The sequence below is a fragment of the Sphingomonas sp. DMC8 genome, assembly GCF_056314185.1.
Map to the genome: position 1 here is coordinate 43,352 of NZ_JBQUYV010000008.1, position 24,024 is coordinate 67,375.

The following is a 24,024-nucleotide window of genomic DNA, read 5'->3' on the forward strand; positions in this document are numbered from 1 at the left end:
GGCCCTTCAGAGAAAAGACTTAACAGAAGCAGACGCCAGCACTTATCAATACCCCTCCGGCGCCAGATCGCTGAACTTGGTGAACTGCCGATCGAACCGCATATGTACCGAGCCCGTGGCGCCATGGCGCTGCTTGGCGATGATCACCGTCGCCTTGTTCGCCACTTCCAGCTGGCGCGCCTGCCATTCCTCATAGGCCATGCGCTCCTCGGCGGTCTCGGTGCCGTCGGGGATCTTCGTCGGTGCCTTGAAATCGTGATAATATTCGTCGCGATACACGAACAACACGATATCGGCGTCCTGCTCGATCGAGCCGGATTCGCGCAGGTCCGATAGCTGCGGGCGCTTGTCCTCGCGGCTTTCCACCGCGCGGCTCAGCTGGGAGAGCGCCAGCACCGGCACGTGCAGTTCCTTGGCCAGCGTCTTCAGGCCGCGCGAAATTTCCGAGATTTCCTGCACGCGCCCGTCGCCCGAGGCCTTGGCAGAGCCCTGGAGCAGCTGGAGATAGTCGACGATCACCATGCCGATCTTGTGCTGGCGCTTCATCCGGCGCGCGCGGGTGCGCAGCGCGGCGATGGTCAGGCCGGGCGTGTCGTCGATGAACAGGGGCAGCCGCTCCAGATCGCCCGCCGCGCGCGCGAACTTCTGGAACTCGGCATTGCTCAGCTGGCCGGTGCGCAGTTTTTCCGAGACGACCTCGGCCTGTTCGGACAGGATACGCATCGCCAGCTGGTCGGCCGACATTTCGAGGCTGAAGAAGGCCACCGGCGCGCCGATCGACTTCTCCTCGGGGATGCCCGCGTCGAGATCGTCCATCCAGCGCTTGGCAGCGTTGAACGCGATGTTGGTGGCGAGCGAGGTCTTGCCCATGCCCGGGCGGCCGGCGAGGATCAGCAGGTCGGACCGGTTGAAACCGCCGGTCGAGGCGTTGAGGTCGGTAAGCCCGGTGGTGATGCCCGAAATGCCGCCGCCCGAGTTCATCGCCTTTTCGGCCTGTTTCACCGCCAGCGTGGCGGCGCGGGTGAAGGATTTCACCCCGGCTTCCGAATCGCCCTGTTCGGCGACCTGGTAGAGCCGCATTTCGGCCTGTTCGATCTGCTTGCCGGGGTTGATGTCCTGGCTGGTGTCGAGCGCGCCTTCCACCATGCCGCGGCCCACATCCACCAGCGCGCGGAGCTGGGCGAGGTCATATATCTGGTCGGCGAACGAACGCGCGCCGATCAGGCTGGCCGGGTTGCCGGTCAACTGGGCGAGATAGGCCGGGCCGCCCAGCTCCTTCATCGCGGCGTCGTTGGCGAACAGCGGCCGCAGCGTCACCGGGTTGGCGAGGCGGTTGTCGCCGACCAGAAAGGCGATCTGCTCATAGATGCGGCCGTGCAGCGGCTCGAAGAAATGCTCGGGCCGCAGTTTCTGCAGTACGTCTTCGGCGACTCGGTTGTCGATCATCATCGCGCCGAGCAGGGCGGCTTCCGCCTCTACGTTCTGCGGGAGGCCAAGGCCCTCGGGGGCCTCGGGGGTGGGGAAAGGGATCGGCTGTGCCATCCCTCCCTCATCGGCCAATGCGGGGCATCCGGCAACCGCATGGCTTGTGGAAAACGGGGAATGCTTCCAAAGCAGCGCTGTATGGCCGATCCACGGATCATCGACGTGACTCTCGACGAGCGCACCATTTTGTGGCGCTCGGCAGATATCGAGCAGGAACGGCGGATTGCGATCTACGATCTGCTCGAAGACAATCACTTCGCGCCCCAGCGGGCCCATGCCGATGGCTATGCCGGGCCGTACAAGCTGCAACTGAGCGTCGAGGAAGGGCGGCTGGCACTGGCCATCCGGCGGGCGGACGATACGCCGCTGGAAACGATCATTCTGGGTCTGGCGCGGTTCCGCCGGCCGATCCGCGACTATTTCGCGATCTGCGACAGCTATTATCAGGCGATCCGCAACGCCACGCCGGCGCAGATCGAGACGGTCGACATGGCCCGGCGCGGCATCCACAACGACGCCGCCGAGCTGCTGCGCACCGCGCTGGAAGGCAAGATCGACGTCGATTTCGATACCGCGCGGCGGCTGTTCACGCTGATCTGCGTGCTGCACATCAAGGGATGAGTTTTATGACGACCGACCGGACCGCGCTGATCGCAGCTGCGCGGGCTGCCGCGCGGAATGCGCATGCGCCCTATTCGAACTTCGGCGTCGGCGCGGCGGTGCTGCTGACCGACGGCACGGTGGTGACGGGCGCGAATTTCGAGAATGCCAGCTATGGCCTGTCGCTCTGCGCGGAGACGGTGGCGCTGGCGACGGTGTCCGCACAGGGCCGGCTGCGCGACGTGGCGGAAATCGCCGTGATCGGCGGCCCGATCGGCGCGGACGGCGTGCCGACGGGGACGGCGCCGGTCAGCCCCTGCGGCCGCTGCCGTCAGGTGATCAACGAGGCGGCACAACTCGGCAAGCGCGACCTGCCCGTCCATTGCGGCGCGGCCGAGGGGGATGCGGTGACGAGCTACCGCCTCTCCGAACTGCTGCCCCAGGCATTCGGGCCGGGCGATCTGGGGATCAGCTGAATCCCTTGCGCCGTCATCCCGGCGCTCACCCGCGCCCTTCACAAGCCGTCACCCCAGCGAACGCTGGGGTCTCCCCGGGTCGAGGTGACCACGGCACGGCGCTGCTGCAGGAGATCCCAGCTTAAGCTGGGATGACGACGGAGGATGTGGCGCCCAAGCTTGACGCCGCGCCCCCTCCCTCGCACTACCAGCCCCATGTCCATTCTTTCCGACCGCTGGATTCGCGAACAGGCGCTTCAGCACAACATGATCGAGCCGTTCGTCGAGAGCCAGCGGCGCGAAGGGTGCATCAGCTACGGCCTGTCCTCCTATGGCTATGACGCGCGGGTGGCCGACGAATTCAAGATCTTCACCAATGTCGACAGCGCCGTGGTCGATCCGAAGGACTTCGCCGCGAACAGCTTTGTCGATCGCAAGACCGATGTCTGCATCATCCCGCCGAACAGCTTCGCGCTGGCGCGGACAGTGGAGTATTTCCGGGTGCCGCGCGACGTGCTTGTGATTTGCCTGGGCAAATCGACCTATGCCCGCTGCGGCATCATCGTGAACGTCACGCCGCTGGAACCCGAATGGGAAGGCCATGTGACGCTGGAGTTCTCCAACACCACGCCGCTGCCGGCGAAGATCTACGCCAATGAAGGCGCCTGCCAGTTCCTGTTCCTGAAGGGCGACCAGCCCTGCGAGACCAGCTATGCTGACCGGGCGGGCAAATATATGGGCCAGCGCGGGGTCACGCTGCCGCGGCTGTAAGAGACCGTTTGAGAATTCGATCGGGTCGGTCTGCCGGGTCTTTTCCGCCGCCGCAGCGTCACCGATCCTCACCGATGCTTCCGGCATCGGCTGCGGTCGCCTCCTCGCGGGCGACGAAAAATCCCTCGCCAGCCCTCCGCCGCCGAATTCTCAAACGGTCTCTAAACGCCCTCCCCCGTTGACGCTCTACCGCGCTGGGTTAAGCTACGCGCCTGCAACGTAAAAAGGGGTTCGTCGATGCGCCTGCCGTTCCTTGCCACCGCCGCAGCGCTGGCGTTCCTCGCACCTCAGGCCATGGCACAGACCGCCACTCCGGCTGAGGCGCAGGCGCTCGAGCTGCTCAAGCGCGGCATCGCCTTCCGCACCGTCGCCGGGCCGGGCAACCAGACCTATGACTATGCGGTCTATCTGAAAAAGGCGCTGGTCGCAGGCGGCTTTGCCGATAGTGACGTCGAGATCGAGCGGGTCGGCGATACTGCCTGGCTGGCGGCGCGCTATCGCGGCACCGGCAAGGCGAAGGACGGCGCAAAGCCGCTGCTCATCTCCGGCCATATGGACGTAGTGGAAGCCAAGCGCGAGGACTGGGAGCGCGACCCCTTCACGCCGGTCGTCGAAAACGGCTTCATCTACGGCCGCGGCGCGACCGACATGAAATATGACGTGTCGACGATGGTCGCGACGCTGATCGACCTGAAGCGCCAGGGGTTCAAGCCCGGCCGCGACATCCTGCTGCTCCTCTCCGGCGACGAGGAGACGATGATGAAGACCACGGCCATCATGGCCGACCGGTTCCACGATGCCGAACTGCTGCTCAACATCGATGGCGGCGGCGGCTCGATCAGCGAGAGCGGCGCGCCCGAGTATTTCGGGCTGCAGGGCGCCGAAAAGACCTATGCCGATTATGAGCTGACTTTCACCAACCCCGGCGGCCATTCGAGCGCACCAACGAAGAGCAACGCCATCTATTCGCTCGCCCATGCGCTGGCGAAGATCGAGGCGTATCAATTCCCCGGCGAAGTCAACGACATCACCCGCGCCAGCTGGGCCGCCGCCGCCCGCACTGCCCCGCCCGAGCTGGCCGCGATGATGCGCCGCTTCGCCGCCAATCCCAACGACGCAGAAGCCATGGCGGCGCTGCGCGCCAAGCCCGAGCTGATCGGCCAGACCGGCACCACCTGCGTCGCGACGATGTTGAGCGGCGGGCACGCCACCAACGCCCTGCCCCAGCGCGCCACGGCCAATATCAATTGCCGCATCTTCCCCGGCACGCCGGTAGAGGCGGTACAGGCGACGCTGACCAAGGTGGTCGGCGATCCGGACCTGCACATCGTCACGCTCGACAGCGGTTCGATCGCCAGCCCCGCCTCGCCGCTCCGCCCGGATGTGACCGCAGCCGTGACCGAGGCGGTCCATGCCCGCTTCCCCGGCCTGCCGGTGGTGCCGGCAATGTCGGCGGGCGCGAGCGATTCGATGTGGTTCCGCGCCAAGGGCGTGCCGAGCTACGGCGTCGGCGCGGTGTTCATGAAGGCCTCCGACAGCTTTGCCCACGGCCTGAACGAGCGCACCCCGGTGGGCGAAATCGGTCCCTCGATCACCTTCTACAAGACGCTGCTGACCAAGCTGGCGCGGTAAGGAATAATCGCAATCCTCCCCCGTTAAGGGGGAGGACCGATAGAAGTCCTACGCCCCCACCACCCGCGCCACCCAGTCGCCGGCAATCGCAACGGCGGTCTCCGCCCCGAAAGCCTCTGGCGCGAGGCAGAGTTCCAGCCAAAGGCCATCGACCAGCGCCGTCAACGCAATGGCCGTCGTTCCGCGCAACGCCGCCACAACGCCCGCCTCCGCCAGCAACGCCTCCAGCCCCTGCCGATAGCCGGCATATTGCTCGGCATGGAGCGCAGCCATGTCGGGTCGGGTGCGGGCCAGCGCCCAGAATGCGATCCAGGTGGCGAGCAGGTCGCCATCCGCAATCGGCGGGCGGAAGCTGGCGGTGACATAGGCAAGCAGCCGCGCGCGCGGATCGTCGCCCGCCCCCGCCACGGCATCGGCAAGCGCCGCCGCAACGCGGTCGCCCGTGGCGCGATAGGCTTCGGCGATCAGCGCATCGATGCCGTCGAAATAGTGGCGGAGCAGCCCGGGCGACACGCCCGCCGCGCCGCAGATCGCCCGCACCGATGCGCCTGCCGGCCCGGCCTGCGCCAGCACCCGCGCCGCCGCGTCGATCAGGCTCTGGCGGCGCGCGTCCGGATGCGCGCGGGTGAAGTTGCGGGCCATTCCCTATCCCTAGCACGTCTGTTATACACTCGTACAGCAAGGGAGGCGGGACCATGGCGCATCGCTACGCCGATATCGAACAGCGCGATCCGGACGATGATTTCAGCCTGCCCGCCTGGCTCTACCACGACCCCGAATATCATGCGCTGGAGATAGAGCGGGTGATCCGCCCGTCGTGGCAGATCGTCTGCCACGAAAGCGATCTGGCCGCCCCGGGGGACTGGCGCACGCTCGACTATATCGGCGAAAGCGTCATCGCCATTCGCGGCCAGGACGGGCAGGTCCGCGCGTTCACCAATGTCTGCCGCCACCGTGCGATGCGTCTGGTCGAAGGCGATGCCGGCTGCGCGCGCAAGCTGGTCTGCCCCTATCATGCCTGGACCTATGAAACCGACGGGCGCCTGAGCGGCGTCCCCAATCGCAGCGATTATCCGCGGCTGGACCCGGAACAGCATGGGCTGGCGCCGGTCGAATGCGACATCTGGAACGGCTTCGTCTTCGTCCGACTTACTGATGACGGCGGCCCGAGCGTCGCCGAGATGATGGCGCCCTATGCCGAGGAAATCGCCCCCTATCGCTTTGCCGAGATGCGCACCATTTCGCCTGTGCGCACGCGTCACCGCGCGGTGAACTGGAAGAATGTCGGCGACAATTATTCGGACGGACTGCACATCCCGGTCGCGCATCCCGGCCTGACCCGGCTGTTCGACCGAAGCTACCGCATCGAGGCGCAGCCCTGGGTCGATCGCATGTCCGGCGAGCTGAGCGAGCGGCAAGGCAATTTCTGGGAAGCCTTTTACCGCACCCATTTGCCGCGCGTGCCGCATTTGCCCGAAAGCCACCAGCGGCTCTGGCTCTATTACAAGCTGTGGCCGAACCAGGCGTTCGACATCTATGCCGACCAGATCGATTTCATGCAGTGGCTGCCGGTCAGCCCCACCGAATGCGTGCTGCGCGAAATGGTATTCGCGCTGCCTGACGAGCGCCGGGAAATGAAGCTGGTCCGCTATGCCAACTGGCGCATCAACCGCATGGTCAATGCCGAGGACACCTGGCTGATCACGCGCGTCCAGCAGGGCATGGGCTCGCGCAGCTATGCCGCCGGCCCGCTGGGCGAAAGCGAAGTGTGCCTGCGCAGCTTTGCCCGCAAGATCCGCCGGCTGATCCCGGAAGCGCGCCTGCCCCAGCCGCCCGCGCCGGGCTGGAGCCGCCGCCCGCGCCCGCTCGACTGAACTCCCCCCAGCAAGAAGGTTGCCCCGCGTGACGAAATCCTATGACGCGCTCATCATCGGCGGCGGGCATAACGGCCTGGTCTGCGCCTTCTATCTTGCCCGCGCCGGCATGAAGGTGCGGGTGCTGGAACGGCGCCACATCGTCGGCGGTGCGGCCGTGACCGAGGAATTTCACCCCGGCTTCCGCAATTCGACCGCCAGCTACACGGTCAGCCTGCTCCGCCCCAAGGTGATCGCCGACATGCGGCTGGCCGATTATGGCTACCGCGTGATCGAGCGGACGATCTCGAACTTCTTTCCCTTCCCCGACACCTATCTGAAGCTCGGTGGCGGCACCGCACGCACCCAGGCGGAATTCGCCCGCTTCTCCCAGGCCGATGCCGATGCCTTTCCCGCCTATGAAGCCGCGCTGGAGCGGGTGGCGGAGGTGCTGCGCGACCTGTCGCTCAAGACGCCGCCCAATGCCGGCGGCGGCGTACGCGCGCTGCTGGCGGCAGCGGCCCAGGGGCGGCGGCTGGCGGGGATGGACATCGAAAGCCAGCGCGACGTGCTCGCCATGTTCGTCAAGTCGGCGCGCGAGTTTCTCGACGGCTGGTACGAACATGACGTGGTGAAGTCGGCCTTCGCCTTCGATGCGGTGGTCGGCAATTATGCCGGCGTATCGACGCCGGGATCGGCCTATGTGCTGCTCCACCATGTGTTCGGCGAAGTGAACGGCAAGAAGGGCGCCTGGGGCCATAGCGTCGGCGGCATGGGCGCGATCACCCAGGCCATGGCGCGCGCCTGTACCGATGCGGGGGTGGAGATCAGCCTGGAATCGCCCGTCGAGCGGCTGCTGGTGGACGGCAACAAGGTCGCCGGCGTGCGGCTGGACGGCGGCGAGGAGCTGGCCGCGCCGATCGTGGCGGCCAATGTCGGGCCGCTGCTGCTCTACAACCAGCTGGTCGACAGCGCCGACCTCAACCCCGGCTTCCGCCGCGCGATGGCGGGGTTCAAGGCGGGATCGGGCACGTTCCGGATGAACGTGGCGCTCTCCGAACTGCCCGACTTCACCGTCCTGCCCGGCAAGGACCGCGCCGAGCACCACACCGCCGGCATCATCATCGCGCCCGGCCTCGATTATATGGATCAGGCCTATGAGGATGCACGGACGCAGGGCTGGTCGCGCGCGCCGATCGTCGAGATGAAGATCCCGTCCACGGTGGACGACAGCCTGGCACCCGCCGGCGCGCATGTCGCCAGCCTGTTCTGCCAGCAATTCGCCCCCGAACTGCCGGACGGCCAGAGCTGGGACGCGGTGCGCGAGCAGGTCGCCGATCACATCATCGACACCGTCACCGCCCATGCCCCCAACTTCAAGGCATCGGTGATCGCGCGGCAGATCCACTCGCCGCTCGATCTGGAGCGCAAGTTCGGGCTGATCGGCGGGGACATCTTTCACGGCCGCATGTCGCTGGACCAGCTATGGGCGGCGCGGCCCGTGCTGGGCCATGGCGACTATCGCGGGCCGATCAGCGGGCTCTATATGTGCGGATCGGGCACGCATCCCGGCGGCGGCGTCACCGGCGCGCCGGGGCATAACGCCGCGCATGCGATCCTGCAGGACCGCAGCCTGTTCGGCCGACTATGGCCGCGCCGCGCGTCGTAGCGTGAAGTAGTAGAGCGGGATGGCGGTGAGCATCAGCGCGATGCCGAGCAGCACCGCCTCCAGCCCGGCGCCCCACATCACCCACAGCGACAGCGCAAAGCCCAGCACGCCCGCCAGCCGGGCAATGCCCCGCTTCACTGCGACCAGACACGCGCCGACATAGAGCCACAGCGTCGAGGCGGTAACGAGCCGCAGCATGAAATCGAGCAGCCCCGCCGTCGTCCGGTTCGCGCCGCTCAGCACCAGCAGTGAGGCAAGTGCGCTCGACAGCAGCAGCACGCCCACCGGCACGTCACGGCGGTTGGTGAGGCCCATCCAGCGCGGCAGCACCCCTGCCCGCGCCATGCCCAGCGGCACTTCACCGCTCAGCAGCACCCAGCCGTTGAGGCACCCGACGGTGGCGATCACCGCAAAGGCGGCGAGGATCAGCCCGGCACCCTCCCCCCAGAAATGGCCGACGAACAGCGCCAGCGGCGCAGAGGACTGGGCCAGCTCGTCCTCAGGCAACGCCAGCACGATGCCCATCGAAATGATGATGTAGAACAACGCGGTCAGCACCACGCCTAGCAACGTGGCGCGCAGCACATTGCGGGCGGGATCGCGCACCCGCTCGGCAGCGACGCTCGCGCCCTCAAAGCCCACCAGTGGAAAGAAGGTCAGGCCCAGCGCCGGCGTAAGCTGGTCCCAGCGCAGCGGCGTGTGCGGGTTCGCGCGGAACTGCGCCCCGCCCTGCGCAGCCAGCCAAAGCACGATACCTGCGATTGCGAACAGCGGCAGCACCTTCAGCGCGGTCAGGACAAGCTGGAACCGCCCGGCCGCGCCGGCCCCCTGCAGGTTGAGCAGCGTCAGCAGCCAGATAAGTACCGTTGCCCCCAGCGCCGTCGCCCAGGTGCTGGCAACCAGCGGCGGCCAGAAACTGCCCAGATAGCGCACCGCCGTCAGCGCAATCACCGCATTGGAAGCCCAGCAGCCGACCCAATAGGCCCAGCCGATCAGCACACCCGGCAATGGCCCCAGCACGCCCGCGCAGATCGCCAGCGCCCCGGTCGCTGCCGGCATCGCCTGTGCCAGCCGCGCCAGCACCAGCGCGACCGTCACCGCCGCCATGACGGCCGCCCCCCATGCCGGCAGCCCGGTCCAGCCAAAGGGCGCGAGCTGCCCCGGCAAGGCGAAGATGCCAGACCCCACCATTCCCCCGACCACCAGCGCGGCAGCCGTCCAGAAACCGAAGGGGCGTTCCGTGTTGTGCATGTCGAATCTTTCCCGAGAGACAGGCAGTCACATCGAAATTGCCCACCACAGGCAAGGTGAACGCGCTCCGCCGCCCGCGCAAGCGCGCGTCAGATGCCCCCGTCGACCACCGCTATCCCGCGCGCCGCAAGCCCCGTCACCAGCGCGGCGACGCACGCTTCCAACACGGCAGCATCGGTGGCGCGCACGACGAAATTGGCGCCGACCCGCCCCTCGCGGAAGAACGGATAGCTGCCGATCGCCACCCCTTCGTGCGCGCGTTCGGTATCGCCCAGCAGATCGGCGATCTCGCTTTCCGCCACCCAGCTCCCCACTGTGTGCGAGAGCACCGGCAGGCCGCCCTCCAGCGTGCCCGTCAGCGCGTCGAGCATGCCTGCGGTGATGTGCGGCACGCCTGCCAGGATGAAGATGTTGCCCCAGCGGATGCCCGGCGCACCCGACATGCGGTTGGCGATCAGCTCGGCCCCTTCGGGCACGCGCGCCATGCGCAGCCGCGCCTCGGTAAGCCCGCCCCGGCTGGCATAATAGGCCTCCAGCACCGCGCGCGCCTCCGGATGCACCACTACCGGTACTTCCAGCGCGGCGGCGATCGCATCGACGGTAATGTCGTCATGCGTCGGGCCGATCCCGCCGGTGGTGAACAGATAGTCGTTACGCGCGCGCAGCGTGTTCACCGCCTCGATAATCGCATCCTGTTTGTCGGCCACCACGCGCACTTCGGCCAGGCGAATGCCCTGCACGTTCAGCCAGGTCGCGATCTGGGCGACATTCTTGTCCTGCGTGCGGCCGGACAGGATTTCGTCGCCGATCACCACCAGCGCAGCGTTCCAGATTCGCGTCGCCATCAGGCCTCTGCCTCGCGGGCTTCGGCGCTGCGCTGTGCCAGTGCCCGCATCCGGGCGAACCGCTCGGGCGGCAGCAGCTCGGCGGCATTGTACACCGTTTCGAACTGCGGGATCCCCTCCGGCAGCGTCACCCAGGGCAGTCGGTCCGCCGTAAAAATCGCTGCATCCGGCCGGATTCCACCCGGCGCGTCCAGCGTCGTCGCGCGCACGCCGGCCCCTAGCCGCCCCAGGCGCGGATAGAAGCTCCACAGCGCAGTACCGCACGCGGTGCAGCGCACGATTTCCTGCTGCCCGCCGGAGCCTGTCGTCACGAAATGGCTGCTGGTCTCGCCCTGCAACTGCTCCAGCTTCTCCGTCTCGATGAACAGGTTGATCACGCTGGTCGAGCCAGTCTGTCGCTGACAAAGTGTGCAATAGCAGTTGTTTACCGAAATGGGATCATTGGCAACGCGATAGCGCACGGCGCCGCAGGCGCATCCCCCTTCAAGCCACGCTACGTCCGCTTCCGGCATATGCGCTCCTTTCGATACCCCCTCGCCCTTTGCGCCCGCGCTTCCTATATCGCAAGCATGACCGAATATGTGAACGTGACGGCGGATATGCCGCAGGCGCGCAGCCAGGCAATCAAGCTGCATGGCCCGGAGGGCTTTGCGGGCATGCGCAAGGCCGGTCGCCTTGCCGCCGAGATTCTCGACGCATTGGTACCGCATGTCGTGCCGGGCGTGACAACGCAGGAACTGGACGACATTGTCCGCACCATGTCGATCGAAGGCGGCGGCGTGCCGGCGACGCTTGGCTATCGCGGCTATGCGCATAGCTGCTGCATCTCGATCAACCATGTCGTCTGCCACGGCATTCCCGGCGACCGGCAGCTGAAGGACGGCGACATCGTCAATATCGACGTGACGCCGCTGCTGGACGGCTGGCACGGCGACACGAGCCGTATGTATCTGGTCGGAGACGTGCCGATCAAGGCGCGGCGCCTGGTCGACGTCACCTATGAGTGCCTGATGCTCGGCATCGAACAGGCCAGGCCCGGCAACCATCTGGGCGACATCAGCCACGCGATCCAGCGCCATGCCGAAAAGCACCGCTACGGCGTCGTCCGCGATTTCTGCGGGCACGGCCTGGGCCAGGTGTTCCATGACGCACCCGAGGTCGTGCATGTCGGGCGTCCCGGCACCGGGCCGGAACTGCGGCCGGGCATGTTCTTCACCATCGAGCCGATGATCAACATCGGCCGCCCCGACGTGAAGCTGCTCGACGACGGCTGGACGGCCGTAACCCGCGACCGCTCGCTCTCCGCACAGTTCGAGCATTCGATCGGCATTACCGAAACCGGCTGCGAGATTTTCACGCTCAGCCCCAAGGGCCTGCACCAGCCGCCTTATTGAGCGAAGGGCGCCCTAGCCCGCTGCGCGCCCCTCCCGTTTGCGGGAGGGGAACAGCCCCCCCCGTAACAATCTTGCGCGTCCGCGCAACTTCCGCTATTCGCCGCGCCAGCATCAAGAGTCGGGCCGACGCCCGGCACCAACCTGCTCCGTGCAAGGTGGTGCCTCTATGGAAACATGGAGGGATGTGGCCGGAACCGGCAACACGGGATCATGCCACGCATTCGTCGGTCTGCCTCGCTTGGTGACGCAACCAGGAAGAAGGCCGTAGCGCGTAATGACCGACGTTCAGCAATTCGCCAGCGACAATTATGCCGGGATCTGCCCGGAAGCCTGGGCAGCGATGGAAGCGGCCAATCGCGGCCACGCCCCTGCGTACGGCGAAGACGACTGGACGCAAGCCGCCGCCGATGCCTTCCGCACCCTGTTCGAAAGCGATTGCGAAGTGTTCTTCGCCTTCAACGGCACGGCGGCCAATTCGCTGGCGCTGGCGGCGCTTTGCCAGTCCTATCACAGCGTGATCTGCTCGGCCGCCGCCCATGTCGAGACCGACGAATGCGGCGCGCCCGAATTTTTCTCCAACGGATCGAAGCTGCTCGTCGCCCAGAGCGCCGACGGCAAGCTGACGCCGGAGGCCGTGCGTGCCGTCGCCACCAGCCGGTCGGACATCCATTTCCCCAAGCCGCGCGTGGTGACGATCACCCAGCCGACCGAAACGGGCCAGGTCTATACCGTCGCGGAGGTGCAGGCGCTGGCGGCGGTGTGCCGCGAACTGGGGCTGAAGCTCCACATGGACGGCGCGCGCTTCGCCCATGCCGTCGCGACACTCGGCTGCACGCCGGCGGACATCACCTGGCGCGCGGGCGTCGACGTGCTCTGCTTCGGCGGCACCAAGAACGGCATGGCCGTGGGCGAGGCCGTGATCTTCTTCGACCACGCGCTCGCACAGGATTTCGACTATCGCTGCAAGCAGGCGGGCCAACTCGCCTCGAAAATGCGGTTCCTGGCGGCGCCCTGGGTGGGGATGCTGGAAAAGGGCGCCTGGCTGCGCAACGCCGCCCATGCCAATGCGTGCGCGCAACGGCTGGCCGCGGCGATCGAAGGCCTGCTGCAGATCGAGCTGATGTTCCCGGTGGAAGCAAATGGCGTCTTCCTGCGCGCGCCCGATCCGGTGCTCGCCGGGCTGCGCGCACGCGGCTGGCGCTTTTACACCTTCATCGGCGGCGGCGCCCGCTTCATGTTCGCCTGGGATGCCGATCCGGCGCGGGTCGATCAGCTCGCGGCAGACATCCGCGCGGTGTGCAGCGAGAGCGCACTGGCCGCCTGACCGGCAGCCCTTGCCCTTTGCCCGCACTTCCGCTATGCGCGCCGCTTCGTTGCCGGGGTCATCCCTGGAGGCCCGGCTTCGGAATCGATCTTTACTCTTAGCGCATTGGAAATCGACAGATGAGCGACACGCTTACGTTGTCGGCCGAGGCGCGCGATCGGGTTGGCAAGGGAGCCTCCCGTGCGCTGCGTCGTGAAGGCCGCGTCCCCGCCGTTATCTACGGCAACAAGCAGGATCCCAAGGGCATCCATGTCGAGGAGCGTGAGCTCCAGAAGCTGCTCAACACCGGGCATTTCTTCAACTCGGTCATCATGGTGAACGGCGAGCGTACGCTGGCCAAGGACGTCGCCTTCGACGTCGTCACCGATCGTCCGCTGCACGTCGACTTCCTGCGCATCTCCGAGCATGCGACCGTGCATGTCGAAGTGCCGATCGTCTTCACCGACGAAGAAAAGGCCCCCGGCATCAAGCGCGGCGGCGTGCTCAACGTGGTCCGTCACGAACTGGAACTGGTGGTCGATGCGGCCAACATCCCGGACCAGATCGAGATTTCGCTGGCCGGTCTCGAAGTGGGCGATTCGCTCCACATTTCGGCCGTGACGCTGCCGCAGGGCGCGACCCCGGCGATCACCGACCGCGACTTCACCATCGCAACGATCGTGGCGCCGTCGGCGCTCAAGTCGAGCGAAGGCGAGGCCGAGGCAGCGGAGGGCTGATCGCCCTCCCCTTCACGGGTTCAAAAAATCGCCTCCGCGCCCCAGGTGCGGGGGCGATTTTCTTTTCGGGTGTGGATATCTGGACCACCCTCACCCTTCCCACCGCCTCCGGCGGCGGGCACCTTCCCTCTCCCAAAGGGAGAGGGAGCTTCAACACCTCTCCCTTTGGGAGAGGGAGGGGCCCATCGCGCCCGCGATGGGAGGGTGAGGGTGACGTCTCCACCCCGTTATCAGGGAGTATCGAATGCAGCTCTGGGTGGGCCTCGGCAATCCGGGGCCGCAATATGCGATGCACCGCCACAATGTTGGCTTCATGGCGCTCGACGCCATCGCCGAGGTGCATGGCTTTTCCGCGCCGAAGAAGCAGTTTCAGGGCTGGACGCAGGAAGGCCGGATCGGCAGCGACAAGATCGTCCTGCTGAAACCCGGCACGTTCATGAACGAAAGCGGCCGGGCGGTGCGCGCGGCGATGGATTTCTACAAGCTGACGCCGGAGGACGTCACCGTCTTCCACGACGAGCTCGACCTGTTGCCGATGAAGGTGAAGGTGAAGCGCGGCGGCGGCAATGCCGGCCATAACGGCCTCCGCTCGACCGACGCGCATATCGGCCCGGATTTCCGCCGCGTCCGCCTGGGCATCGGCCATCCGGGGCACAAGGACCGGGTATCGGGCTATGTCCTCGGCAACTATGCCAAGACGGAAATCGAGCCGCTCGCCGACATGCTCGGCGCCATCGCGGCGGAGGCACCGTGGCTGGCGGCCGGCGACGATGTGCGCTTCATGAACGAAGTGGCGCGGCGGCTGCAGGACTGAGCGCGGCTCGTTCGGCACTGCCCGCACAAGGCGCTCCCCCCAACGGAAAAGGGGCCCGGTCGCCCGGGCCCCTTTTCCGTTAGTCGAAGCCGCGAAGCTTACTGCTTCTTACCGACGATTTCGCCGACGATCCGCGTGTCCGCGCCGTTGATGGTGCCGGAAGCACCGAAGGCGATGCCGATATTTGTGCCCTGCGAACCAAAGAAGCCGCCGGAGATCGTACCCGACACCGGGTTGCCGCTGGTGAAGCTGCCGCTGAACTGGTTGGCGCCGATCTGGATCGCGCCCTGCGCCGTCAGCGTCAGATAGGGGGTTTCCGCCCCGCCTGCGCTGGGCGTGGTGGTCAGGTTCAGCGTCACCGTGACCAGGCCGGTCGCGAAGTTGACCGTGGTGGTGCTGCTGCCGGCCAGGCGCGTGATAGTGGTAGCGTTGTTCGCCACGCTGATCGCACGGCCGACGACGCGGGTGGTGTAGCTGGCGGTGCCGGTGGTCGGTACGTCATTGGTCGCGGTGGGATAGCCCCACACGCTGTAGGTCAGCCGCTTCTGGCCCGTCGTCGAATCGCCGCGCCACCAGTTGGCATAGGTCACCGTGCCCAGCGTGCTGAACACGCTGTCGCTGGTCACTTGCGATGCGATGGTGTTGTTCAAGAATTCAAGCTGGGCGAAATTGCCGGCCGATCCGGTGCTCGACGTGCTCTTGTACACATATTCGGTCACCGACGACGACGCCGTGGTCAGCAGATTGGTGTTGGTGAAGCGCGACTCCTCGGCCGATTCGTCGATCACCGCCGTATCATTCGTCAGCGAAGCGACGGCCGCCAGCTTGACGCGGCCCACCTGAATCTCGGTGCCCGTCACGCCCAGCGTCACCGCGCCGGCAGTGGGATCACCGGTATAGCTGGTCGTCGCGTCGAGCGCGCTGAACTGCGCTGCCGCGGTCAGCGGGAAAGCGGTATAGGTCGGCGACGGCGTCGGCGTCGGGGTGGGCGACGAAGTCGGGGTCGGCGTGGGCGACGAGCTGCCACCACCGCCGCAGCTCGATAGCGTAACCGCCGCAGCGGCCGCGCTCAGGACAACATACCGGCGAATCATGCGGAACTCCTCGTAAACCCACTGCAACACGCGAAAAGCGTGCCGCCCCTGTACCCCAGATGAACGGCCCCGCGTCAAGCAGGCAAACGCTCGCGCAGCCCGGCAGTTCACCCACGGCTCCGGCAGCGGGGTCGCCCGGCATTGCGGCGATTTGAAGGCCCGGCCTGCCCGGGCTGGAAAAGTTGCACGGTTCCGCCTATCGAGCCGCCAACCGCGCCGGCGCTTTGCCGGCCTTTCACGACAGGATTGAACTACCGATGGGTTTCCGTTGCGGCATCGTCGGCCTGCCCAATGTGGGCAAGTCCACGCTTTTCAATGCGTTGACCGAGACTGCCGCAGCGCAGGCAGCCAATTACCCCTTCTGCACGATCGAGCCGAATGTCGGCAACGTCGCGGTGCCCGACCCGCGCCTGAACAAGCTGGCCGAAATCGCCGGCTCGCAGAAGATCATCGAGACGCAGCTGGGTTTCGTCGACATCGCCGGGCTGGTGCGCGGCGCCAGCAAGGGCGAAGGGCTGGGCAACCAGTTTCTCGGCAATATCCGCGAAGTCGACGCGGTCGTGCATGTGCTGCGCTGCTTCGAGAATGACGACATCCAGCATGTCGACAACCGCGTCGATCCGATTGCGGATGCCGAGACAGTCGAGACCGAACTGATGCTCTCCGACCTCGAAAGCCTGGAAAAGCGCGTGCCGAACCTCGCCAAGAAGGCGGCACAGGGCGACAAGGAAGCCAAGGCCGCTGCCTCGGTGCTGGGCCAGGCGCTCGAGCTGCTGCGCGACGGCAAGCCGGCCCGGCTGACCGAGCCGAAGGATGTCGACGAGGCACGCATCCTCCGCCAGGCGCAGCTGCTCACCACCAAGCCCGTCCTCTATGTCTGCAACGTCAACGAGGAAGACGCCGCGAACGGCAACGAACTTTCCGCCAAGGTGTTCGCCAAGGCTGCGGCCGAAGGCGCGCAGGCAGTCGTCGTCTCGGCGGCGATCGAGGCAGAGATCGCGACCATGCCGGCCGAGGAACGCGGCGAGTTTCTGGGCGAACTGGGGCTGGAGGAAACCGGCCTCGCCCGAGTCATCCGCGCCGGCTATACGCTGCTCGACCTGCTGACCTTCTTCACCGTCGGCCCCAAGGAAGCGCGCGCCTGGACGGTGCATCGCGGCGCCACCGCGCCGGAAGCCGCCGGCACGATCCACAGCGATTTCGAGAAAGGCTTCATCCGCGCCGAAACGATCGCGTTCGACGATTTCGTAACGCTGGGCGGCGAAGCCAAGGCCCGCGAAGCCGGCAAGCTGCGCGCCGAAGGCAAGGCCTATATCGTCCAGGATGGCGATGTGATGCACTTCCTGCACAGCTGATCGCATTTACCTTCTTCACCCCTCCCTGCTGGCAGGGAGGGGAATCGTTGCCCTCACCCCTCAAACGCCGTCAGGATCGGGCATGGCCCCGCGCGGCCCGATCCGCATTCCCGCGCCAGCCGCGCCAGCGCGTCGCGGGCAGACTTCAGCTCCGCGATTTTCGCATCCAGCGCCGCGATCTGCTCACGCGCCAGCGCCCGGGCACGCGCGCGATCGTCCGTCGCGTCCAGTTCCATCAACTCGCCGATCTGCTCCAGCGTAAACCCAGCGGCTTGCGCGGCGCGGATGAAGCGCAGCCGGCGAAGGTCCGTCTCGCCATAGCGGCGCACCCCCGCATCGGGGCCGCTGGCCCGCGGCGGCGTCGGGATCAGGCCGCGCCGCTGATAATAGCGGATCGTCTCCACCCCCACCCCGCACGCTTCAGCGAATTTTCCGATCGTCAGCGATGCCATGCCTTGACTCCGTACCATGGTACGGACCCTATATGGGGTGCGGACCCAAGGAAAGCATCATGGCATCCGCCTCAGATAAAAGCGCAATTCTGTATCGCATGGTGATGGAAAAGCATGTCTGCCCGTGGGGCTTGCGTGCGCTCCATCTGCTCCGCAGCCACGGTTATACGGTCGACGACCGCCACCTGACGACGCGCGAGGAGACCGACGCATTCAAGGCGCGGCACGCCGTCGCCACCACGCCGCAGATCTTCATCGGCGACCGCCGCATCGGCGGCTACGACGACCTCCGCCGCTTCCTGGGCCTCAAGGTCCGCGATCCCAAGGCCAAGACCTATCGCCCGGTCATCGCGCTGTTCGCGATGGCGGCGCTGCTGGCACTCGCGGTCAGCCAGGCGGTCTATGCCACGCCCTTCACGCTCCGCGCAGGGGAATGGTTCATCAGCTTTTCGATGGTCCTGCTCGCGATGCTCAAGCTGCGCGACGTGTCGGGCTTTGCGACGATGTTCCTCGGCTATGACCTGCTCGCCCGGCGCTGGGTGCCTCATGCGACGCTCTATCCCTTTGCCGAGGCGGCGGCAGGGCTGTTGATGACCGCGAACCTGCTGACCTGGTTCTCCGCCCCGCTCGCACTCGTCATCGGCGGCGTCGGCGCGGTGTCGGTCTTCAAGGCGGTATATATCGAGCGACGCGACCTGAAATGCGCCTGTGTCGGCGGCGACAGCAATGTGCCGCTCGGCTTCGTCTCGCTCACCGAAAACCTGATGATGATCGCGATGGGCATCTGGATGCTCGCGCGCCCGATGGGAGTTTGAACCGTTGCGCACTGCCCTTGTCACGCTCGCCTTGCTGGCCCCGGTCCCCGCGCTGGCGCAGGAGGATCACAGCATGCACGACATGGCCGGCATGCCCGGCATGACCATGGACAGCGACCAGCCGATGCCGTCGATGCGTATGGGTGGCTCCGATCACGCCAGCGCCGGATCGGGCACCGCGCTGTTGCCGCAAGCCGATGGGCCGATGCGCGGCGTCCACCTCGCCACCGGCGACTGGATGGTAATGGCGCATGGCTATGCCTGGGGCGTCTATACCGATCAGGGCGGCAAGCGCGGTGACGACGAAGCCTTTGTCGAATCGATGGCGATGCTCAGCGCCACCCGCGCTTTCGCCGGCGGCACCACGCTCCAGCTCCGCACGATGATGAGCCTGGAGCCAGCCATGGGCGAGCGCGGCTATCCCAATCTGTTCGCCGGCGGGGAAACCGCGAACGGCGTGCCGCTGGTCGACCGCCAGCACCCGCACGACCTGTTCATGGAACTCAGCGCCCGCATCGACACGCCGCTTGCCCCCGGCGTGCGCGGCTTCGTCTATGGCGGCCCGGTCGCCGAACCCGCGCTGGGGCCGAGCGCCTTCATGCATCGCCGCTCGGGCCGCTATTTCGCACTCTCGCCGATTTCGCACCACTGGTTCGACAGCAGCCACATCACCTATGGCGTCGTTACCGGCGGTGTGCAGGCGGGCCGCGTCCAGATCGAAGGCTCGTGGTTCAACGGCCGCGAGCCCGACGAGCATCGCTGGGACATCGACCCCATCCGCCTCAACAGCTGGAGCGTGCGGGCAAGCTGGGCGCCCTCCGACCATTGGCTGGCGCAGGTCTCGACCGGTCGCCTCCACCAGCCCGAAGTCACCCATCCCGGCGAGGACGAGCAGCGCACCACCGCCAGCCTCCATTATGCGAACGGCCCCCTGTCCGCGATGGTCGCCTATGCCGCCAAGGATCGCATCCCCGGCCCGGTGCTGAGCGCCTTTACTGCCGAGGCCACCTGGGATCTCTCCCGCCACCACAGCCTGTTCGGCCGCATCGAGAATGTCGCCAATGACGAGCTGTTCCCCGACCATGCCGATCCCCTCCACGACCGGAAATTCCGGGTGACGCGGTTTGAGGGCGGCTATGCCTATCGTATCCCGATCGCCGACAAGGCCGAACTGGCACTGGGCGGATCGGTGGCGGCCTATGCCAAGCCGCAGGCGCTGAACGCCGCCTATGGCACGGCGCCGGTAAGCACGACGGTGTTTGCGAGGCTGGCGCTGGGGCAGTAACCGGACGGATCCCCCTCACCCCACGCGCTCCCCTCCCGCTTGCGGGAGGGGTCGGGGGAGGGACTGATGTGGAAGAAGTGCCGAAGCGTTTCAGCCCCTCCCCTAGCCCCTCCCGCAAGCGGGAGGGGAACAACACCCCGTCTTCCCATCGCAACAATTCCGGCGCATGGAGCCGCCCATGCGCTGGTATTCCAAAGTCGCCGCCGGGGCGCTTGCTGCCCTGCTCCAGGCCTGTGCCACGGCCCCGGCCCTCAGCCCCGCTCCTGCGCCGGCCCCTGCTGTTGCAGAGGCCCGCGCGCCGGTGGCGATCCTCGTCTCGATCGACGGCTTCCGCTGGGATTATCTCCAGCGCGGCGTCACCCCCAATCTCGCCCGGCTGGCGGAACAGGGAATCAGCGGGCCGATGCACCCCAGCTTCCCCAGCAAAACCTTCCCCAACCACTGGACGCTGGTGACAGGCCTGGTGCCCGACCATCACGGCATCACCGCCAACAAGATGGAGGACACGGCACGCCCGAACGAAGTCTTCACCATGGCGACCGATGCGCCCTTCTGGTGGAACGCCGCGCCGCCGATCTGGGTGGACGCTGAAATGGAGGGCATTCGCAGCGGCACCGTGTTCTGGCCCGGCTCGAACGTGGCCTGGGGCAGCCCGGTGATCAAACCCGACCATGGCGACTATCCCGGCGGCACCCGCCCTTCGGACTGGCTGCAGTTCAACCAGGCGATTACCGGCGAGCAACGCGTCAACGTGGTGCTCGACTGGATGCGCCGCCCCGCCGCGATCCGCCCGCGCTTCATGACGCTCTATTTCGACACGGTCGACACTGCCGGCCACACCTATGGCCCCAACGACGCGCGCACCACCGCCGTCGTCGCCGATGTCGACAAAAGGATCGGCGAACTGGTCGCCGGTCTCGCCGCGCTGGGCCAGCCCGCCAATCTCGTCATCGTCGCCGACCATGGCATGGCAGAAACCAGCGACACGCGCGTCGTCACGCTGGGCCTGCCGACAGACAGCTATCACCTGCTGGAGGCCGGCCCCTATGCCAGCCTCACTCCACTGCCCGGCCACGAGGCCGAGGTCGAAAAGGCGCTGCTCGGCCGCCATCCGCACATGGAATGCTGGCGCAAGGGCGAAATCCCCGCGCGGTTCCGATATGGCACCAACCCGCGTATCCCAGCGATATTCTGCCTCGCCGACGATGGCTGGCTGGTGCAGGAGAAGCTGCCCGAAAAGCCCTTTACCCGCGGCGACCATGGCTATGACAATCAGGCGGCAGACATGACCGCGCTGTTCGTCGCCGCCGGCCCCGCCTTCCGCCACGGCAGCGTGCCGGCGTTCGACAATGTCGACATCTACCCGCTGCTGCGCGACCTGCTCGGCATACAGCAAAAGCGGGGGCTGGACGGCAACGACGCACCGTTCCGGGCGCTGCTCGCCACGCACTAATCTGCTTGCCAGCGACGGGTTTCTAATCGAAACTCGTCGCCATGCGCTATTTCGACGACATCCAGGTGGGCGACCGGGCCAGCTTCGGCCGCTACGAAGTCACGCGCGAGGAAGTGCTCGACTTCGCCCGCAAATATGATCCCCAGCCCTTCCACCTCTCCGACGAGGCGGCGGCGAAAACGCATTTCGGCCGGCTGGCGGCAAGCGGCTGGCACAGCAATGCGATGACCATGGCGATGCTGGTCGCCTATTACGAGGCGAACCCGATCGCCAGCATGGGCGCCGCCGGCATCGACGAACTGCGCTGGGTGCGCCCGGTCTATCCCGGCGACGTGCTCCGCTGCGAAACCGAAGTGCTGGAAGCCCGCGCTTCGCAGAGTCGCCCCGAAATGGGCATCGTCCGCAGCCGGCTGACCACCTTCAACCAGAAGGACGAGCCGGTCCTCACCTTCATCGCCAACGCGCTGGTGGGGCGGCGGCCGGCGGCGGGGTAGCGTTGGAGCTCCCGAGGTGAGGCGTCGGATCCTGCAGCCTTCTTGTCCTGAAGCGGGCGTTTAGCTATATAGTTAGCTAAGGAGGCGCCCTATGGCCCAGTTTTCGGTACATGACGCAAAGACCAACCTTTCGCGCCTGATCGCCGAGGCGCTGGCGGGCGGGGATGTCGTCATCGCGCGCGGCAATGTGCCTGCGGTCCGGCTGGTTCCGGTCACGCCTTGCGGCCGGCGGCAATTCGGTGCGCTGCGGGGCAAGGTCTCGATGGATGCCCGCTTCGATGAGCCGCTGCCCGCCGAAGAACTGGAAGGGTGGAACCTCGCTTGAGGTTGCTGCTCGACACGCACGCATTGATCTGGTGGCTGGCGGGCGATGCGGCGCTCAGCCGTCCTGCACTGGAGGCGATCAGCGACGAGCAGAACGCCGTTTTCGTCAGCGCGGCCTCTGCGATGGAGGTCGCCACCAAGTTCCGGATCGGCAAGCTGCCGGGGGCGGCGTTGCTGGCACAGGATTTTGAGGCGATCGTCGCGGGCCAGGGCTTCATCGAACTGGCGATCAGTGTCCGCCACGCCCGGATGGCTGGTGAGATGCACATCCCGCACAAGGATCCTTTCGATCGCCTGCTGATCGCGCAAGCGCAGGCGGAGGATATGATGCTGGTTTCGAACAAAGTCGTGTTTGACGGGTTCGCGGTGAAACGCCTCTGGTAGGGAGGATCGTTACCAGGCCATGCGACCGCAGTCACAAGGATAGCGATGCTCTATATCGTCGGGGGCTGCAGCCGCAGCGGGAAATCAATGCTCGCGGGACGGATGCGCGAACGCCACGGCATCCCGTGGTTCTCGCTGGATGCCCTGAAAATGGGCCTTTCGCTTGGCGCCCCTTCCCTCGGCGTTCGGCCCGACGCCGATGACCTGCTTACTGCAGACCAGATGTGGCCTGTGATCGCACCCATTCTCGATCATGCGCTGTGGGATCAGCGGGATTATCTTGTGGAAGGCGTCAATCTGCGCCCGCGAAAGGTGGCCGAATTTATCCGGGAAGCCGACGAGCCGGTCCGCGCCTGTTTTCTCGGCTATCCCGACATCGCCATCGAACGTAAGGCGGCGGAAGTAGCACGGCATGTCGGCCCACCCACCGACTGGCTCCATCGCACCGGGCGCGACCATGTCCGCCAGTATCTGGAAATCAGCCGCCAGATTAGCCGCACGCTTCGCGAGGAATGCGCATCGGTAGGAATTCCCTTCGTCGACACGGGACCGGACTTCGCGGCCGGGCTTGCTGCGGGCGAGCAGGCGCTTATGGGGATCGCCCGGGAAATCATATGACGAATCTCCCCTCCCTGAAAGGGAGGGGATAAAGGGGTGGGTGCGCGCGTCGGCGCGCTCAAGAGACTCCTCCCCTGTCGAAAGCGAGCCCGCCACCTGCGGCGGCGGACCCACCCCCGGCCCCTCCCTGCGAGCAGGGAGGGGAGCGAAAGAGCCAAGCGCCTCGCCTCAGCGGGGAAGCACGCCATCACTCAACCCACTGAAACACTTCCTCCAGCGGCTTCCCGAACACCTTCGCGATCCGGAACGCCGCCTCCAGCGAGGGCGAATATTTGCCCTGTTCGATGGCGGCGATCGTCTGGCGGGTAACGCCGATGCGGGCGCCCAGTTCGGCCTGCGTCATCTCACCGGCGAGGAAGCGCAGGGTGCGGAGCTGGTTGGCGATCCTGCCCTCAGCCATGCCAGCCCCGCCGGTAGCACGTCACGATCACCGCATGGCGAACGACCTCTGCCAGAACCAGCGCCAGCAGCGCCGCATTGACGATGCGCCCCCCCTGTTTGCTGAACGGCATCACCACGCCGACCAGAATCATGCCGGTCAGCAGCACGAAATAGGCGATCTGGGCACCCCGCCGGCTGATGGCGCGGTCCCGTTCATCGGCGGCCGCGCGGGCCTCGCTGCCCGCGTGGACGGCGAGGACGATGCTGCCGACGATCATCGCGACCGCCTGCGCCCCGGCGATGCTCCCGAACAGCACCAGCATGCCGAGCGGCGACCGCCCGGGGCCCGCCGCCAGCGGAAAATAGATGCCATAGGCCACCAGCATCAGTGCAAGCGACAGCCACGCCTGTTTCTCACGCCACGCCATTCCTTTCCCCTCGAGTCGATTTACGATGACATCGAGTTACATTCAAAATACTTCATGTACAATATTTTTAACATATAACCGTCAAATTCGTGAACTTCCTAAACTTCGACGATCATGCAGATATCGCCTGAA

At 66.4% G+C, this 24,024-nt stretch carries 27 protein-coding genes and 1 riboswitch; of the genes, 18 read left to right on the forward strand and 9 right to left on the reverse strand.

Annotation, left to right across the window (positions count from 1 at the left end; translation table 11 throughout):
• Window positions 1–45 precede the first annotated feature (45 nt).
• Complete coding sequence (locus tag ACT53K_RS16150) at window positions 46–1,542, reverse strand: replicative DNA helicase (protein WP_476229741.1); 1,497 nt, start codon at window positions 1,540–1,542, stop codon at window positions 46–48.
• A gap of 81 nt (window positions 1,543–1,623) precedes the next feature.
• On the opposite strand from ACT53K_RS16150, the gene ACT53K_RS16155 reads away from it, so the two are divergent.
• From ACT53K_RS16155 to ACT53K_RS16170, 4 genes are all read left to right on the forward strand, one after another.
• Window positions 1,624–2,106: a UPF0262 family protein gene (locus ACT53K_RS16155; protein WP_476229742.1), complete on the forward strand. Its 483-nt coding sequence runs from the start codon at window positions 1,624–1,626 to the stop codon at window positions 2,104–2,106.
• 5 nt (window positions 2,107–2,111) lie between these two features.
• Window positions 2,112–2,561, forward strand: coding sequence for a cytidine deaminase (locus tag ACT53K_RS16160; protein WP_476229743.1), 450 nt, complete (start codon window positions 2,112–2,114; stop codon window positions 2,559–2,561).
• Between the two features lie 195 nt (window positions 2,562–2,756).
• Entirely contained in the window at window positions 2,757–3,311 is a 555-nt protein-coding gene (gene dcd / locus ACT53K_RS16165) for a dCTP deaminase (protein ID WP_476229744.1), read from the forward strand.
• Between the two features lie 237 nt (window positions 3,312–3,548).
• Window positions 3,549–4,943, forward strand: a complete 1,395-nt coding sequence (locus ACT53K_RS16170; RefSeq protein WP_476229745.1) for a M20/M25/M40 family metallo-hydrolase — start codon at window positions 3,549–3,551, stop codon at window positions 4,941–4,943.
• Window positions 4,944–4,991: 48 nt separating this feature from the next.
• Here the strand turns inward: ACT53K_RS16170 and ACT53K_RS16175 are convergent, their stop codons facing one another.
• Window positions 4,992–5,585, reverse strand: a complete 594-nt coding sequence (locus ACT53K_RS16175) for a TetR family transcriptional regulator C-terminal domain-containing protein (RefSeq protein ID WP_476229746.1) — start codon at window positions 5,583–5,585, stop codon at window positions 4,992–4,994.
• 53 nt (window positions 5,586–5,638) lie between these two features.
• Between ACT53K_RS16175 and ACT53K_RS16180 the strand changes: the two genes are divergently transcribed.
• Window positions 5,639–6,817, forward strand: coding sequence for an aromatic ring-hydroxylating oxygenase subunit alpha (locus ACT53K_RS16180; RefSeq protein WP_476229747.1), 1,179 nt, complete (start codon window positions 5,639–5,641; stop codon window positions 6,815–6,817).
• Between the two features lie 28 nt (window positions 6,818–6,845).
• Complete coding sequence (locus ACT53K_RS16185; protein WP_476229748.1) at window positions 6,846–8,465, forward strand: phytoene desaturase family protein; 1,620 nt, start codon at window positions 6,846–6,848, stop codon at window positions 8,463–8,465.
• Here ACT53K_RS16185 and ACT53K_RS16190 read toward each other — a convergent pair.
• From ACT53K_RS16190 to ACT53K_RS16200, 3 genes are all read right to left on the reverse strand, one after another.
• Window positions 8,442–9,716, reverse strand: coding sequence for an APC family permease (locus tag ACT53K_RS16190; RefSeq protein WP_476229749.1), 1,275 nt, complete (start codon window positions 9,714–9,716; stop codon window positions 8,442–8,444). The genes ACT53K_RS16185 and ACT53K_RS16190 overlap by 24 nt on opposite strands.
• A gap of 89 nt (window positions 9,717–9,805) precedes the next feature.
• Complete coding sequence (locus ACT53K_RS16195; RefSeq protein ID WP_476229750.1) at window positions 9,806–10,561, reverse strand: competence/damage-inducible protein A; 756 nt, start codon at window positions 10,559–10,561, stop codon at window positions 9,806–9,808.
• Window positions 10,561–11,073, reverse strand: coding sequence for a GFA family protein (locus ACT53K_RS16200; RefSeq protein ID WP_476229751.1), 513 nt, complete (start codon window positions 11,071–11,073; stop codon window positions 10,561–10,563). The genes ACT53K_RS16195 and ACT53K_RS16200 overlap by 1 nt, the downstream gene beginning before the upstream one ends.
• Window positions 11,074–11,130: 57 nt before the next feature.
• On the opposite strand from ACT53K_RS16200, the gene map reads away from it, so the two are divergent.
• From map to pth, 4 genes are all read left to right on the forward strand, one after another.
• A complete protein-coding gene (map, locus tag ACT53K_RS16205) occupies window positions 11,131–11,955 on the forward strand; it encodes a type I methionyl aminopeptidase (RefSeq protein WP_476229752.1) in 825 nt (274 codons plus the stop codon).
• 103 nt (window positions 11,956–12,058) lie between these two features.
• Window positions 12,059–12,170: riboswitch (SAM-I-IV-variant riboswitch) on the forward strand.
• Between the two features lie 59 nt (window positions 12,171–12,229).
• Window positions 12,230–13,279 (forward strand): threonine aldolase family protein, encoded by a 1,050-nt coding sequence (locus ACT53K_RS16210; RefSeq protein WP_476229753.1) that lies wholly within the window; start codon window positions 12,230–12,232, stop codon window positions 13,277–13,279.
• 119 nt (window positions 13,280–13,398) lie between these two features.
• Window positions 13,399–13,995: a 50S ribosomal protein L25/general stress protein Ctc gene (locus ACT53K_RS16215; RefSeq protein WP_476229754.1), complete on the forward strand. Its 597-nt coding sequence runs from the start codon at window positions 13,399–13,401 to the stop codon at window positions 13,993–13,995.
• Window positions 13,996–14,239: 244 nt separating this feature from the next.
• Window positions 14,240–14,809 (forward strand): aminoacyl-tRNA hydrolase, encoded by a 570-nt coding sequence (pth, locus tag ACT53K_RS16220; protein WP_476229755.1) that lies wholly within the window; start codon window positions 14,240–14,242, stop codon window positions 14,807–14,809.
• 98 nt (window positions 14,810–14,907) lie between these two features.
• Here pth and ACT53K_RS16225 read toward each other — a convergent pair whose 3' ends face one another.
• The gene (locus ACT53K_RS16225; RefSeq protein WP_476229756.1) at window positions 14,908–15,903 is read right to left on the reverse strand and encodes a transferrin-binding protein-like solute binding protein; all 996 of its coding nucleotides are present in this window, start codon (window positions 15,901–15,903) and stop codon (window positions 14,908–14,910) included.
• Between the two features lie 257 nt (window positions 15,904–16,160).
• Here ACT53K_RS16225 and ychF point away from each other — a divergent pair, with 257 nt between their 5' ends.
• Window positions 16,161–17,258 carry a redox-regulated ATPase YchF gene (gene ychF, locus ACT53K_RS16230; RefSeq protein ID WP_476229757.1) on the forward strand — a complete coding sequence of 366 codons (1,098 nt, stop codon included), beginning with the start codon at window positions 16,161–16,163 and terminating at the stop codon, window positions 17,256–17,258.
• Between the two features lie 53 nt (window positions 17,259–17,311).
• On the opposite strand, the gene ACT53K_RS16235 is transcribed toward ychF, so the two are convergent.
• On the reverse strand, window positions 17,312–17,710 hold the full coding sequence (locus tag ACT53K_RS16235; RefSeq protein WP_476229758.1) for a MerR family transcriptional regulator: 399 nt from the start codon (window positions 17,708–17,710) through the stop codon (window positions 17,312–17,314).
• Between the two features lie 59 nt (window positions 17,711–17,769).
• On the opposite strand from ACT53K_RS16235, the gene ACT53K_RS16240 reads away from it, so the two are divergent.
• The 7 genes from ACT53K_RS16240 to ACT53K_RS16270 all read left to right on the forward strand — a co-directional run bounded on the left by ACT53K_RS16240 (window position 17,770) and on the right by ACT53K_RS16270 (window position 23,083).
• Window positions 17,770–18,525, forward strand: coding sequence for a glutaredoxin family protein (locus tag ACT53K_RS16240; protein ID WP_476229759.1), 756 nt, complete (start codon window positions 17,770–17,772; stop codon window positions 18,523–18,525).
• A gap of 4 nt (window positions 18,526–18,529) precedes the next feature.
• A complete protein-coding gene (locus ACT53K_RS16245) occupies window positions 18,530–19,810 on the forward strand; it encodes a hypothetical protein (protein WP_476229760.1) in 1,281 nt (426 codons plus the stop codon).
• A 178-nt stretch (window positions 19,811–19,988) separates the two neighbouring features.
• Window positions 19,989–21,263 (forward strand): alkaline phosphatase family protein, encoded by a 1,275-nt coding sequence (locus tag ACT53K_RS16250; protein ID WP_476229761.1) that lies wholly within the window; start codon window positions 19,989–19,991, stop codon window positions 21,261–21,263.
• A gap of 41 nt (window positions 21,264–21,304) precedes the next feature.
• Entirely contained in the window at window positions 21,305–21,757 is a 453-nt protein-coding gene (locus tag ACT53K_RS16255; RefSeq protein WP_476229762.1) for a MaoC family dehydratase, read from the forward strand.
• Between the two features lie 91 nt (window positions 21,758–21,848).
• Entirely contained in the window at window positions 21,849–22,082 is a 234-nt protein-coding gene (locus tag ACT53K_RS16260; protein WP_476229763.1) for a type II toxin-antitoxin system Phd/YefM family antitoxin, read from the forward strand.
• Window positions 22,079–22,465: a type II toxin-antitoxin system VapC family toxin gene (locus ACT53K_RS16265; protein ID WP_476229764.1), complete on the forward strand. Its 387-nt coding sequence runs from the start codon at window positions 22,079–22,081 to the stop codon at window positions 22,463–22,465. The genes ACT53K_RS16260 and ACT53K_RS16265 overlap by 4 nt, the downstream gene beginning before the upstream one ends.
• A gap of 87 nt (window positions 22,466–22,552) precedes the next feature.
• Window positions 22,553–23,083 (forward strand): hypothetical protein, encoded by a 531-nt coding sequence (locus ACT53K_RS16270; RefSeq protein ID WP_476229765.1) that lies wholly within the window; start codon window positions 22,553–22,555, stop codon window positions 23,081–23,083.
• A gap of 187 nt (window positions 23,084–23,270) precedes the next feature.
• On the opposite strand, the gene ACT53K_RS16275 is transcribed toward ACT53K_RS16270, so the two are convergent.
• Both ACT53K_RS16275 and ACT53K_RS16280 read right to left on the reverse strand, forming a co-directional pair.
• Window positions 23,271–23,483, reverse strand: a complete 213-nt coding sequence (locus ACT53K_RS16275; RefSeq protein ID WP_476229766.1) for a helix-turn-helix transcriptional regulator — start codon at window positions 23,481–23,483, stop codon at window positions 23,271–23,273.
• Entirely contained in the window at window positions 23,476–23,892 is a 417-nt protein-coding gene (locus tag ACT53K_RS16280) for a DUF2178 domain-containing protein (RefSeq protein WP_476229767.1), read from the reverse strand. Before ACT53K_RS16280 ends, ACT53K_RS16275 begins: the two co-directional genes overlap by 8 nt.
• Window positions 23,893–24,024: the final 132 nt, after the last annotated feature.

Coding starts and splice junctions, on each gene's coding strand:
- ACT53K_RS16150 (WP_476229741.1), bottom strand. CDS start 1,542: ATGGCACAGCCGATCCCTTTCCCCACCCCCGAGGCCCCCGAGGGCCTT.
- ACT53K_RS16155 (WP_476229742.1), top strand. CDS start 1,624: ATGGCCGATCCACGGATCATCGACGTGACTCTCGACGAGCGCACCATT.
- ACT53K_RS16160 (WP_476229743.1), top strand. CDS start 2,112: ATGACGACCGACCGGACCGCGCTGATCGCAGCTGCGCGGGCTGCCGCG.
- dcd (WP_476229744.1), top strand. CDS start 2,757: ATGTCCATTCTTTCCGACCGCTGGATTCGCGAACAGGCGCTTCAGCAC.
- ACT53K_RS16170 (WP_476229745.1), top strand. CDS start 3,549: ATGCGCCTGCCGTTCCTTGCCACCGCCGCAGCGCTGGCGTTCCTCGCA.
- ACT53K_RS16175 (WP_476229746.1), bottom strand. CDS start 5,585: ATGGCCCGCAACTTCACCCGCGCGCATCCGGACGCGCGCCGCCAGAGC.
- ACT53K_RS16180 (WP_476229747.1), top strand. CDS start 5,639: ATGGCGCATCGCTACGCCGATATCGAACAGCGCGATCCGGACGATGAT.
- ACT53K_RS16190 (WP_476229749.1), bottom strand. CDS start 9,716: ATGCACAACACGGAACGCCCCTTCGGTTTCTGGACGGCTGCCGCGCTG.
- ACT53K_RS16195 (WP_476229750.1), bottom strand. CDS start 10,561: ATGGCGACGCGAATCTGGAACGCTGCGCTGGTGGTGATCGGCGACGAA.
- ACT53K_RS16200 (WP_476229751.1), bottom strand. CDS start 11,073: ATGCCGGAAGCGGACGTAGCGTGGCTTGAAGGGGGATGCGCCTGCGGC.
- map (WP_476229752.1), top strand. CDS start 11,131: ATGACCGAATATGTGAACGTGACGGCGGATATGCCGCAGGCGCGCAGC.
- ACT53K_RS16210 (WP_476229753.1), top strand. CDS start 12,230: ATGACCGACGTTCAGCAATTCGCCAGCGACAATTATGCCGGGATCTGC.
- ACT53K_RS16215 (WP_476229754.1), top strand. CDS start 13,399: ATGAGCGACACGCTTACGTTGTCGGCCGAGGCGCGCGATCGGGTTGGC.
- pth (WP_476229755.1), top strand. CDS start 14,240: ATGCAGCTCTGGGTGGGCCTCGGCAATCCGGGGCCGCAATATGCGATG.
- ACT53K_RS16225 (WP_476229756.1), bottom strand. CDS start 15,903: ATGATTCGCCGGTATGTTGTCCTGAGCGCGGCCGCTGCGGCGGTTACG.
- ychF (WP_476229757.1), top strand. CDS start 16,161: ATGGGTTTCCGTTGCGGCATCGTCGGCCTGCCCAATGTGGGCAAGTCC.
- ACT53K_RS16235 (WP_476229758.1), bottom strand. CDS start 17,710: ATGGCATCGCTGACGATCGGAAAATTCGCTGAAGCGTGCGGGGTGGGG.
- ACT53K_RS16240 (WP_476229759.1), top strand. CDS start 17,770: ATGGCATCCGCCTCAGATAAAAGCGCAATTCTGTATCGCATGGTGATG.
- ACT53K_RS16250 (WP_476229761.1), top strand. CDS start 19,989: ATGCGCTGGTATTCCAAAGTCGCCGCCGGGGCGCTTGCTGCCCTGCTC.
- ACT53K_RS16255 (WP_476229762.1), top strand. CDS start 21,305: ATGCGCTATTTCGACGACATCCAGGTGGGCGACCGGGCCAGCTTCGGC.
- ACT53K_RS16260 (WP_476229763.1), top strand. CDS start 21,849: ATGGCCCAGTTTTCGGTACATGACGCAAAGACCAACCTTTCGCGCCTG.
- ACT53K_RS16270 (WP_476229765.1), top strand. CDS start 22,553: ATGCTCGCGGGACGGATGCGCGAACGCCACGGCATCCCGTGGTTCTCG.
- ACT53K_RS16275 (WP_476229766.1), bottom strand. CDS start 23,483: ATGGCTGAGGGCAGGATCGCCAACCAGCTCCGCACCCTGCGCTTCCTC.
- ACT53K_RS16280 (WP_476229767.1), bottom strand. CDS start 23,892: ATGGCGTGGCGTGAGAAACAGGCGTGGCTGTCGCTTGCACTGATGCTG.